The following is an 11,391-nucleotide window of genomic DNA, read 5'->3' on the forward strand; positions in this document are numbered from 1 at the left end:
TGGCAATTCGTCTTAGACTAACTTCCACTGGTTTTCTTTTTCTTGATATATAAGGGTTCAAAAGCGAAAAGACTCAGAAAAAAGTGCACGACAAATAGCCCTAAAATAGAGTCGTCTTAGAGTAAATTCCAGTTGCTAGCGTTTAGTGTGAGACTTTTCGATGGTGATAAGATGTGTAGTTAGAAGGGAAAATTCCCTTTATTTCAATAGATTAGGTGATAAGTGTGTGTCTTCTGGTTTAGCAACCCAGAAGAGCAGTGATGTCCTCGCCAAAGGTGAAGGTGAAGATGTCGTAAGCAGATTTTCCTTGAAAGTCTTCTCGTTTCAAGGAATTGACATGGGAAATGACTAGATTGATGTCCTCCTGAGTTAAATTGTCAAAGGAAGTGCCCTTGGGAAGAATGGCTCGCAAAACCGTATGGTTCTTCTCAATCCGCCCCTTCTGGTCAGGACGGCTAGGGTCTCAGAAGTAGAGGTGAGACTTCCCATCAATGTCTCGCTCAAGCTCCTCCACATAGAAGAACCCAGATCCGTTGTCCGTGAGAATGACAGGGAATAGCTGATGGAAGGCACACCCTCCGTCCATGACTCTTTCTTTCAAATCTGCGAATTTAGTGGCGACCTCCAGAGCGGTCTTGTTGTCCAAAAGCAAGGCGAAGAGGAAGTTGCAGAAGGAAACATTGAAGGTGAGCAGTAGCTTTCCACCAGGTCTGCCGGTGACCGTGTCCATTTCCAACCATTTGAAGAAATCATCTGTTTCTCGTAACTCTTGGAAATCTTGATAGGTCCGCCCAATTTTCATCTCTTTGGGAATAGCTACTTTTCTGGATTTTCTACGTGCCTTGAACTTGACCATCCGAGGGAAATCAATGGGCTTGGCTGTTAGATAGCTCAGCTTGGCATGCCGATACACCGTAGCTTTCGACACAGGGAGATTATGTGTCTGAATGATATGGTAGATGCTTTGTTTCTTCTGGATGCCTTGGGTTAAGATCTTGTCTATCTGATAAAAACTTTCCTTGTTTAGGGGAATGCCCTCTCTGGACTTCCTCAACATAGTCTTGTACTGTTCCTGCGCCTTTTTGGCGTAGTAAAGATAGCGGTTAAACCCACAATCCGTCCTCTTTTTTGGACAGTTGTTACAGACATAAGGAGCTTTTTTGAGAAGTGGGCAATCCGTGCAATCAGATTTGACGGATGTTGGATGCATGATGCGATTGCGCTTGATTTCCTTTGAAATCGTTGACGGGTCTTTTCCTATCTTCTCAGCGATGGAACGGAAAGTTTCCTGTTGGCTGATTCCAGTTTGGATGTCAATCCGGTCTTCTAGAGTGAGATATTTTTGTTTTTTTTATCATGAGGCGCCTCCTCACGAAAAGTCTCAGACTTAATTCTAGCATCATTCGTCGTCTGAGACTAACTTCCAGTTTTAGGAGAGAGATGGAAGTTACTTTGAGAAGTTACGTCAAATTTCTTCTGAATTTTCTTTGGCTTGTTGGTATCTAGTGGACCATATAGAATACAACAAACGATAGACTTTTGGTGGACATCAATACCACAACACGTTTCAATCATGACTTCCATTATAAAAACCTCCTGTTAATTATTGAACAATTGAACAAGAGGCTACTAGTAAGATATTTTCATGCTCAAGGCATATTCGAGTTATCTCATGACTCTTGTTCATCCAGTTTTTGATACAGGCTAGGAAAAGCCCTATTAAACACCACGGATTTGTATTGTTCAGCTTCATTATAAGATAAACTTCGTTTTCTGTCATGAGTTATCAGGCTCTGCCTGCTTAGAGTTTTTTGTGTCGCTGTCTCCATGTAAGCACTTTAAAAAGAGTTATTTTGTTTCAAAAATGGTATAATGAGAGAACAATAGAAAGGAAGTATTTATGGAGCAAAAAGAGAAACATTTTAGCCTATCTTGGTTTTTCAAGTGGTTTTTGGATAACAAGGCAATTACTGTATTTTTGGTAACCTTATTATTGGGACTGAATCTTTTTATTTTAAGTAAGATTAGTTTTCTATTTTTACCTGTTTTAGACTTTTTGGCTGTCGTGATGTTGCCAGTGATTTTATCTGGTTTGCTATATTATTTATTAAATCCTATTGTTGATTGGTTGGAGAAGCATAAGGTTAATCGTGTTATAGCTATCAGTATTGTCTTTGTCATCATCGCCCTCTTTATCATTTGGGGATTGGCAGTGGCTATTCCAAATCTGCAACGTCAAGTTTTAACCTTTGCAAGAAATGTACCAATCTATCTCGAAGATGCAGACAGAGTTATTAATGATTTGGTAACCAAGCATTTACCAGATGATTTCAGACCTCAATTAGAGCAAGTTTTGACAAACTTCTCAAGTCAGGCTACAGTTTGGGCGAGCAAGGTTTCTTCTCAGGCAGTCAACTGGGTGAGCGCCTTTATTAGTGGGGCATCTCAAGTGATTGTTGCCTTGATTATCGTTCCTTTCATGCTCTTTTATCTCTTGCGTGATGGGAAAGGCTTGCGTAACTATTTGACCCAATTCATGCCAACGAAATTGAAGGAACCTGTTGGACAAGTTTTATCAGATGTGAATCAACAGTTGTCCAACTATGTTCGAGGGCAAGTGACAGTGGCTATTATTGTAGCAGTAATGTTTATCATCTTTTTCAAGATTATCGGTCTACGCTATGCGGTTACACTGGGTGTAACAGCTGGTATTTTAAATCTGGTTCCTTATCTTGGTAGTTTCCTAGCCATGCTTCCTGCCCTAGTATTGGGCTTGATTGCAGGGCCAGTCATGCTGTTAAAAGTAGTGATTGTCTTTATCGTAGAACAAACTATTGAAGGCCGTTTTGTATCTCCATTGATTTTGGGAAGTCAATTGAACATCCATCCTATTAATGTTCTCTTTGTCTTGTTAACTTCAGGATCCATGTTTGGTATTTGGGGAGTATTGCTCGGTATTCCAGTTTATGCCTCTGCTAAGGTTGTCATTTCAGCGATTTTCGAATGGTATAAGGTAGTCAGTGGCCTATATGAACTAGAGGGAGAGGAAGTCAAGAGTGAACAATAGTCAACAGATGTTACAGGCTTTGGAAGAGCAAGATTTAGCCAAGGCTGAGCACTATTTCTTCAAAGCTTTAGAAAATGATCCAAGTGAGCTGCTTTATGAGTTAGCCACTTATCTTGAAGGGATTGGTTTCTATCCTCAGGCCAAGGAAATTTATCAGAAGATCGTAGAAGATTTTCCAGAAGTAAATCTTAATCTAGCAGCTATTGCTAGTGAGGATGGTCAAATAGAAGAAGCATTTGCCTATCTAGAGGAAATCCAATCTGACAGTGATTGGTATGTTTCGGCTTTGGCTCTGAAGGCAGATCTATACGAGCTGGAAGGTTTAACAGATGTGGCGCGTGAGAAATTGTTAGAAGCATTGACTTACTCAGAGGATCCTCTCTTGATATTGGGTTTGGCAGAGTTGGATAGTGAGTTGGAAAATTACCAAGAGGCTATTCAAGGCTATGCTCAGTTAGATAATCGCTCGATTTATGAGCAAACGGGCATTTCCACCTATCAACGGATTGGTTTTGCCTATGCTCAGTTGGGTAAATTTGAAACGGCTACAGAGTTTTTAGAAAAAGCCCTGGAGTTAGAATACGATGATCTAACAGCTTTTGAGTTGGCCAGTCTTTATTTTGATCAAGAAGAATATCAGAAAGCCGTCCTATATTTTAAGCAGATCGATACCATTTCACCTGATTTTGAAGGCTATGAGTATGGGTATAGTCAGGCCTTGCATAAGGAACATCAAGTTCAAGAAGCCCTGCGTATCGCTAAGCAAGGCTTAGAGAAAAATCCCTTTGAAACTCGCCTCTTGCTGGCTGCTTCACAATTCTCTTATGAATTGCATGATGCTAGTGGGGCAGAAAATTATCTCCTTACTGCTAAAGAAGATGCTGAGGATACGGAAGAAATCTTACTCCGTCTAGCTACTATTTATCTAGAGCAGGAGCGTTATGAAGACATTCTAGACTTACAAAGTGAGGAGCCAGAAAATCTTTTGACCAAGTGGATGATTGCCCGTTCCTATCAAGAAATGGACGATTTGGATACTGCCTATGAACTTTATCAAGAGTTGGCAGGAGATTTGAAGGACAATCCAGAGTTTCTGGAACACTATATCTATCTCTTGCGTGAATTGGGATACTTTGAGGAAGCAAAAGTCAATGCTCAAACTTACTTAAAACTGGTTCCAGATGATGTGCAAATGCAAGAACTGATTGAGAGATTGTAAGAATATATTTTTAAAACTGTATCTTATCATTTTTGATAGATATAGTTTTTCTTTTTAAAAGAGAATTTTTTTGCAAAAATCCTTGGTTATTTTGTTTATTTATGCTATAATAGGAACAATTATTTTTAGGAGGTGCAGTATGTCTTATTTGTTTGAGATATTACCGAGTTTATTGAGCGGTGCAAGCATGACTTTACAGGTTTTTGCACTGGTCTTGATTTTTTCTATTCCTTTGGGCGTTTTGATTGCCTTTGCCTTGCAAGTCCATTGGAAGCTCCTCCATCATCTGATTAACATTTATATCTGGATCATGCGGGGCACACCCTTGCTCTTGCAATTGATCTTTATCTATTATGTTCTCCCAAGTATTGGGATTCGCTTGGATCGTCTTCCTGCTGCCATTATTGCCTTTGTTCTCAATTATGCTGCTTACTTTGCTGAAATTTTTCGTGGAGGGATTGATACCATTCCTAAAGGTCAGTATGAGGCTGCTAAGGTCTTGAAGTTCAGTCCCTTTGCCACAGTTCGCTATATTATCTTGCCCCAAGTGACCAAGATTGTTCTTCCTAGTGTCTTTAATGAGGTCATGAGTTTGGTCAAGGATACTTCTTTGGTCTATGCTCTAGGAATTTCAGACCTTATCTTGGCTAGTCGAACAGCTGCCAACCGTGATGCTAGTTTGGTCCCTATGTTCTTGGCAGGAGCCATTTACTTGATTTTGATTGGTATTGTGACAATTATTTCTAAAAAAGTTGAGAAGAAGTACAGTTACTATAGATAGGAGGCTGCCATGTTAGAGTTACGAAATATTAATAAGGGATTTGGTCAAAAGCAAATTTTATCCAATTTCAGTCTAAAAATTCCTGAAAAGCAAATCCTGGCTATCGTTGGACCTTCTGGTGGAGGTAAGACAACCCTCTTACGTATGCTTGCGGGTCTTGAAACCATTGATTCAGGACAAATCTTTTATAATGGAGAACCTTTAGAACTGGATGAACTGGAGAAACGAAATCTACTGGGATTTGTATTCCAAGATTTTCAACTGTTTCCTCATTTATCAGTTCTAGATAATTTGACCTTATCACCTGTGAAAACAATGGGAATGAAGCAGGAAGAGGCTGAGAAGAAGGCACGAGGGCTTTTGGAACAGTTAGGATTGGCGGGACATGCAGATGCTTATCCATTCTCACTATCAGGTGGGCAAAAACAGCGGGTGGCCTTAGCGCGTGCTATGATGATTGACCCAGAAATCATTGGCTATGATGAGCCGACTTCTGCCCTGGATCCGGAATTACGCTTGGAAGTGGAAAAACTGATCTTGCAAAATAGGGAACTTGGGATGACGCAGATTGTCGTTACCCACGATTTACAATTCGCTGAAAATATCGCAGATCAGATTCTCAAGATTGAGCCCAAGTAGGAGGTGCCGATGACTACTAAGAAAATTGCTTTGGTATTGGTTTCGCTCCTGACTCTCTTTTTAACGGCTTGTACTCAGAAGGCTAGTGATCCACAGCAGGATAACTGGGATAAGTATCAAGAGCAGGGGACCATTACTATTGGTTTTGACAATACTTTTGTACCCATGGGATTTGAAGAAAAAAACGGCCAATATACAGGCTTTGATATTGATTTAGCGCAAGCTGTCTCTGAAAAATTAGGCTTTAAAGTTCAATTTCAGCCAATCGATTGGGATATGAAGGAGACGGAACTGCAAAATGGAACAATAGATGCCATCTGGAATGGCTATTCTGCCACTGATGAACGCCGAGAAAAGGTTGCCTTTAGCATTCCATATATGGAAAACCAGCAAGTTCTGGTTGCTAAGAAAAGCCAGCAAATTCGTTCAGTAGAGGATATGAAGGATAAGACCTTGGGAGCCCAAGCTGGTTCCTCTGGTTATTTAGACTTTGAAGCTCAGCCAGATTTACTGAAAAATCGTGTCAAAGACCAGAAGGCCAATCAATATCAGAGTTTCAATGAAGCTTTAATTGATTTGAAGAATGATCGGATTGATGCCTTGTTGATTGACCGAGTATATGCCAATTATTATCTCCAGTCTGAAGGTATATTAAATGACTATAATATATTTTCAGCTGGATTTGAAAGTGAATCCTTTGCGGTCGGAGTCAGACCAGCTGACAAAAGATTACTACAAGCTTTAAACCAAGCCTTTGTTGAACTATATCAAAAAGGAAAGTTCCAGGAAATTAGCCAAAAATGGTTTGGAGAAGATGTAGCAACCAAAGAAGTGAAAAGTAGAGATTGAGTTTTTCCTCAGTCTCTTTTTGAATCAAAAAACCTCTGGAAAGTACCAGAGGATAAGTGATTATTTCATTGTTGGGAAGAGCAATACGTCACGGATAGTAGTTGTATCGGTGAGGAGCATGCAGAGACGGTCGATACCGATTCCCAAACCACCTGTTGGAGGCATACCGTATTCAAGGGCTTCAATATAGTCATAGTCGATGCCTGTTGCTTCGTCGTCACCAAGTTCTTTAGCTTTAGCTTGGGCTTCAAAACGGCTAAGCTGGTCGATTGGATCATTCAGCTCAGTAAAGGCATTACCGTACTCCTTAGTCATGATAAAGAGTTCGAAACGGTCAGTAAAGCGTTGGTCTTCAGGATTTTTCTTAGCAAGTGGAGATACAGCTACTGGATGTCCATAGACAAAGGTTGGTTGAATCAAGGTTTCTTCAACAAACTCTTCAAAGAAAGCATTGATGATGTGACCAACTTCGGTGTAGTGTTTCTCAACTGGAACTTTCTTTTCAGCAGCGATAGCTTTGGCTTCTTCCAAAGTCATATCTTGCCAGAAATCTACACCAGTAATGTCCTTGATAGCATCCACCATGTGAACTCGTTTAAATGGTTCATTGATTTTGATTTCAGTACCTTGATAGTTAACTGGGCCATCGCCTTTAACTGATTTAGCAGCGTGTTGGATAATACCTTCAGTCAAGTCCATGATGTCTTGGAAGTCTGCATAAGCTTGGTAGACTTCGATAGAAGTAAATTCAGGGTTATGAGTAGCGTCCATTCCCTCGTTACGGAAGATACGGCCGATTTCATAGACACGTTCCATACCACCCACGATAAGGCGTTTCAAGTGAAGCTCAGTTGCGATACGAAGAACCATGTCAATGTTTTGGGCATTGTGGTGGGTGATAAATGGACGGGCAGCAGCACCACCAGCTTCGTTGTGAAGAACAGGTGTTTCCACTTCAAGGAAACCTTTTTGGTCAAGGTAACGACGGATTTCAGAGATGATTTTTGAACGAGTGACAAAGCGCTCAAAGCTTTCACGGTTCGAAATCAAGTCAAGGTAACGTTTACGGTAAATGGTTTCAACGTCTGTCAAACCGTGGAATTTCTCTGGAAGTGGACGAAGAGCCTTAGACAAGTGAGTGATGTGAGTAGCTTTGATAGAGAGTTCTCCCATATCTGTACGCATCACTTCACCTTCGACACCAAGAAAGTCACCAAGATCTGCTTTTTTGAAGATTTCGTAGTTTTCTTCACCGACAGCATCCTTACGAACGTAGATTTGAATCTGGCCTTCGCGGTCTTGAAGGTGGGCAAATCCAACTTTACCTTTACCACGTTTGGTTACCAAGCGTCCTGCGATAGTAGCTGTTTCGTTTTTATCGTGTAATTGTTCTTTATCGAGGTCGGCATATTTATCTTTTAATTCTTGTGAATTTGCAGTGCGTTCAAAACGTTTTCCGAAGGGATCGATTCCTTGTTCACGGAGCGCAGCCATTTTTTCACGGCGAACGATCTGCTGGTCATTCAATTCTTCCATATGTTCTGTTGACATGGGATCCTCCTAATTTTACTCAAAATTGAATACGATGAGTCATTTTTTGCGATACTCCCATTTTATCATAAATAAGTAAGAAATTCACGGATAATCTTTAAAAACTAAAAGAACTTGACGCTAATACTCAATGAAAATCAAAGAGCAAACTAGGAAGCTAGCTGCAGGCTGCTCAAAGCATAGCTTTGAGGTGGCAGATAGAACTGACGAAGTCAGTGACCCATACCTACGGCAAGGCGACGTTGACGTGGTTTGAAGAGATTTTCGAAGAGTATAAAATTAAGTTCTTTTATTGATAGGAAGTATCATTCCAAGTATAGAGAGTGAATGTTTCAAAATCATGGGTTTCTAGAATGGTCAGGCTGGCATTTGCTAGACCGCCATCTTTACGAAGAAGTGGTTCTTTATAGCCTAGGAGAGTACGAAGACTGGCAGTAAGATTGGCACCATGACCGACAATTAGAATACGCTCAGCCGGACTATCTTTGAGTGATTTGATAAATTGGATGGTCCGCTGTGTGGTGCTATAGAGGGATTCGGCTCCAAACATTTGAGTGTCAAACTTGGCAAGATTAGATCGGAAAGCTTTGATTTGTTGCGGGTAAATAGCTTCCAAGGTTGCAATTTTTAAACCTTCCAACTTCCCCAGCTGCCATTCCCGGAGATTTGGAACACTTTCTAAAGGACAGGGCGTCTGAAGTTGACTTTGGATAATCTCAGCAGATTTGACCGCTCGAGGTAAATCACTTGAATAAATCTGATCAAAAGGAATATCCTTAAGATATTGGCCTAGTTGTTTTAGGGTGTCAATGGATTCAGGAAGAAGGGGAGAATCTCCACTAGCACCTTGAAAACGGCCTTCTTGGTTCCATACTGTACGACCGTGGCGGACAATGTAGAGTTTCATTACTTGCTGTCCTCCAAGATATCTGCAAAGTCAGCTTTTACAAAGCTAGCCAAGTCTTGTGGCGCGACGATAATGCTGTGTCCGACTTCCCCTGCAGAGACAATCATTTGATCCAAGTCAAGAGCAATTTTATCGATAAAAATAGGATAATTGTGTTTCTGACGAATCCCGACAGGATTGTTAGCTCCATGAATGTAGCCAGTTGTTTTTTCCAAGTCCTTTTGTGGAATCATGCTCACTTTTTTATTGCCAGAAATTTTGGCTAGTTTCTTTTCAGACAAGTGTTGAGTGATAGGGACGATACCGATAATCGGTCCTGTTTTATCTCCCAAAAGTGCCAAGGTTTTGAAAATCTGATCTCGTTCATAACCTTGAGGAAGCTCTCCTTCCAGGGCATTGATTTGAATTCCCTGATGTGGTATATCTGCTTTAGACAGGATTTGTTCCACTAATGTTTTTTTGATTTTTACTTTTTTTGCCATTATTTATACTTATCCTCCAATTGGCTCATCCAAATACCAAGCCAGATTCCTAGTGCAAAGAAGAAGGAGATGATGACATAACCAACAAGTGAAAGTCCTGTGTACTGGATACTCTCAGAGTTTCCTGCATTTGGAATCAAGATCAAAAGGGTACTTGAGAGAACGATACCGATGATGAAATGATAGACGCGTGAGTGGAAGTTGTTTAAGGCATAATCCATCATTTTTGAAAAAATGATGAGAGTTGCACCTGCACCAATTCCAATCGGGAAGAAGGTTCCCAAGAGGTCAAAGGTTTTAAAACCAGTCAACATAGGAGCATAGAGGCCCAAAATCAAAAGTAGATTTGATGGGCTGAGGCCAGGAACCAAGACGCCAAGAGCCAGGAGTGCACCCGCTAGGACGAAATTAAGAAAGCTAGCACTTAAGGCTCCAACGACAAAATTTAAGGCATAGAGTCCTAATCCAGAAATGATAAAGGTTGTCCAGAACCAAGCCAAATCAATCTTGTCTCGGTCAGATTCTCGAGTTGATTCCTTGAGGAGACTAGGAACTGTCCCAATGATGGCACCTGCAAAGCTCCATAAGACAAAGACCTGATAATTTTCAAGAAGGTATTCAATCGGGTAGGAAAATAAGCCGATACCCAAAAGCATACCGATCGCAACTGGAATAAAGTACAAAACATTTTCTTTAAAGTCTTTAAAGGGATGGGCCAGAAAGCCAATCATCCGTTCATAGATTCCTAAGATTGCTGCTAGAACCCCTCCAGAAATCCCTGGTAAGATAAATCCAAGAGCAATCACAATCCCTTTAATAATACGTGCTAACCATGAAAGCATATATTTCCTCCAACTATTTCTATTTCAAAAAATCCTTATTATATTGTATCACAATCAAACACAAAAAGAAAAAGCAAATGATAAACAAATGCTTTTAAGGTTTTAAAAAGAGTTTTCTAAAGGTTTCTTCTTTGTTTTTTAAGGAAGAAATGACGTTGATGTCCAAATCGTGGTCAAAGCCAGCAATTTTTCCTTTAGATGTGTATTGGTGAATGTCGTAATCTAAATCAGTCTTAGGAGTAGCCTCGTAAAATCCTGAGTCAGAACCATAGGAAGGAATCCAAACAGACGTAAACTTGTCTGTATCAATACTGTGTTCTTCCATGAAGTAGACCCCAACGTAGATTCCGATATTTTTAGCACCTAGTGATTCTAGTTTTGCTCGAAAGGCTTCAACACCTTCGTTCATATTGGACATGGTTTTGTCTTCCACATCTAGCCAATAGTAGCTAGGGCTGTACGGCGATGAAGCGTTATAAAATACTTCAGCAGCCTTTTCCATTTCTTGGACACTTTTTCCAGCTACATAGGCATAGACACCAACTGGGACATTTCGTTTTTGAAACTCGGTAATATGGGTTTTAAAGGCCTTATCTACCCCATTAACAAAGGAAGCATCGTTTTCTTTTGAAGACTGAGCGCCACTATGGACACGAACGATAGCTCCAGAAATATTTTGAGACAGAGTATCGTAATTAATTTCCTCAGGACGTTGCCAACCAGAAACATCAATTACCGGTTTATCTATATTATGTAGCGCTTGCGATTCTACTTGCGCGATATTTGACTTTGTTTTTACAGGATGGTCCTCAAAACGAGGGCGATTCAGGATTAAAATGAAAATCATAATCCCAAAAAAACCATACAAAATAAGCGGATTAATTTTCTTTCTCATATCTCATAATTTTACCTTAAAAATGAAAAAAAATCAAAAAAAATACTCAAAAAATGGGTTAAGAAAGGACTTTAGAGCATTTGGTAACTTCTCAAAGTAACTTCCACTTGTCTGACCAAAGTGGAAGTTAGTCTAAAACGAATTTTTATGGTGGAATTA

12 protein-coding genes and 1 pseudogene are annotated in these 11,391 nt (G+C 40.2%); 6 read left to right on the forward strand and 7 right to left on the reverse strand.

Features of this window, described 5'->3' with window-relative positions; genetic code table 11:
• Positions 1-198: 198 nt before the first annotated feature.
• Positions 199-1,318: pseudogene (locus M1F37_RS08245) on the reverse strand (IS30 family transposase).
• Between the two features lie 98 nt (positions 1,319-1,416).
• Positions 1,417-1,584, reverse strand: a complete 168-nt coding sequence (locus M1F37_RS08250) for a hypothetical protein (RefSeq protein ID WP_247935427.1) — start codon at positions 1,582-1,584, stop codon at positions 1,417-1,419.
• A gap of 316 nt (positions 1,585-1,900) precedes the next feature.
• On the opposite strand from M1F37_RS08250, the gene M1F37_RS08255 reads away from it, so the two are divergent.
• The 5 genes from M1F37_RS08255 (at position 1,901) to M1F37_RS08275 (ending at position 6,555) form a co-directional block, all read left to right on the forward strand.
• Positions 1,901-3,067 (forward strand): AI-2E family transporter, encoded by a 1,167-nt coding sequence (locus tag M1F37_RS08255; protein ID WP_247935428.1) that lies wholly within the window; start codon positions 1,901-1,903, stop codon positions 3,065-3,067.
• On the forward strand, positions 3,057-4,286 hold the full coding sequence (locus tag M1F37_RS08260; RefSeq protein ID WP_247935429.1) for a tetratricopeptide repeat protein: 1,230 nt from the start codon (positions 3,057-3,059) through the stop codon (positions 4,284-4,286). Before M1F37_RS08255 ends, M1F37_RS08260 begins: the two co-directional genes overlap by 11 nt.
• Before the next feature lie 139 nt (positions 4,287-4,425).
• A complete protein-coding gene (locus M1F37_RS08265) occupies positions 4,426-5,067 on the forward strand; it encodes an amino acid ABC transporter permease (protein WP_247935430.1) in 642 nt (213 codons plus the stop codon).
• Between the two features lie 9 nt (positions 5,068-5,076).
• Complete coding sequence (locus M1F37_RS08270) at positions 5,077-5,706, forward strand: amino acid ABC transporter ATP-binding protein (protein ID WP_247935431.1); 630 nt, start codon at positions 5,077-5,079, stop codon at positions 5,704-5,706.
• 9 nt (positions 5,707-5,715) lie between these two features.
• Positions 5,716-6,555 (forward strand): amino acid ABC transporter substrate-binding protein, encoded by an 840-nt coding sequence (locus M1F37_RS08275; RefSeq protein WP_247935432.1) that lies wholly within the window; start codon positions 5,716-5,718, stop codon positions 6,553-6,555.
• Between the two features lie 60 nt (positions 6,556-6,615).
• Here the strand turns inward: M1F37_RS08275 and lysS are convergent, their stop codons facing one another.
• Positions 6,616-8,106, reverse strand: a complete 1,491-nt coding sequence (gene lysS, locus M1F37_RS08280) for a lysine--tRNA ligase (RefSeq protein ID WP_247935433.1) — start codon at positions 8,104-8,106, stop codon at positions 6,616-6,618.
• Between the two features lie 130 nt (positions 8,107-8,236).
• On the opposite strand from lysS, the gene M1F37_RS10035 reads away from it, so the two are divergent.
• Positions 8,237-8,362 (forward strand): hypothetical protein, encoded by a 126-nt coding sequence (locus tag M1F37_RS10035; RefSeq protein ID WP_282184502.1) that lies wholly within the window; start codon positions 8,237-8,239, stop codon positions 8,360-8,362.
• Positions 8,363-8,395: 33 nt separating this feature from the next.
• On the opposite strand, the gene M1F37_RS08285 is transcribed toward M1F37_RS10035, so the two are convergent.
• The 4 genes from M1F37_RS08285 to M1F37_RS08300 form a co-directional block, all read right to left on the reverse strand.
• Positions 8,396-9,013 carry a histidine phosphatase family protein gene (locus M1F37_RS08285; RefSeq protein WP_247935434.1) on the reverse strand — a complete coding sequence of 206 codons (618 nt, stop codon included), beginning with the start codon at positions 9,011-9,013 and terminating at the stop codon, positions 8,396-8,398.
• A complete protein-coding gene (locus tag M1F37_RS08290) occupies positions 9,013-9,495 on the reverse strand; it encodes an aminoacyl-tRNA deacylase (RefSeq protein ID WP_247935435.1) in 483 nt (160 codons plus the stop codon). The genes M1F37_RS08285 and M1F37_RS08290 overlap by 1 nt, the downstream gene beginning before the upstream one ends.
• Positions 9,495-10,337, reverse strand: coding sequence for a DUF368 domain-containing protein (locus M1F37_RS08295; RefSeq protein ID WP_247935436.1), 843 nt, complete (start codon positions 10,335-10,337; stop codon positions 9,495-9,497). The genes M1F37_RS08290 and M1F37_RS08295 overlap by 1 nt, the downstream gene beginning before the upstream one ends.
• Before the next feature lie 94 nt (positions 10,338-10,431).
• Entirely contained in the window at positions 10,432-11,232 is an 801-nt protein-coding gene (locus tag M1F37_RS08300) for a glycoside hydrolase family 25 protein (RefSeq protein ID WP_247935437.1), read from the reverse strand.
• Positions 11,233-11,391 lie beyond the last annotated feature (159 nt).

Source organism: Streptococcus mitis, assembly GCF_023109105.1.
GTDB lineage: Bacteria > Bacillota > Bacilli > Lactobacillales > Streptococcaceae > Streptococcus > Streptococcus mitis_BW.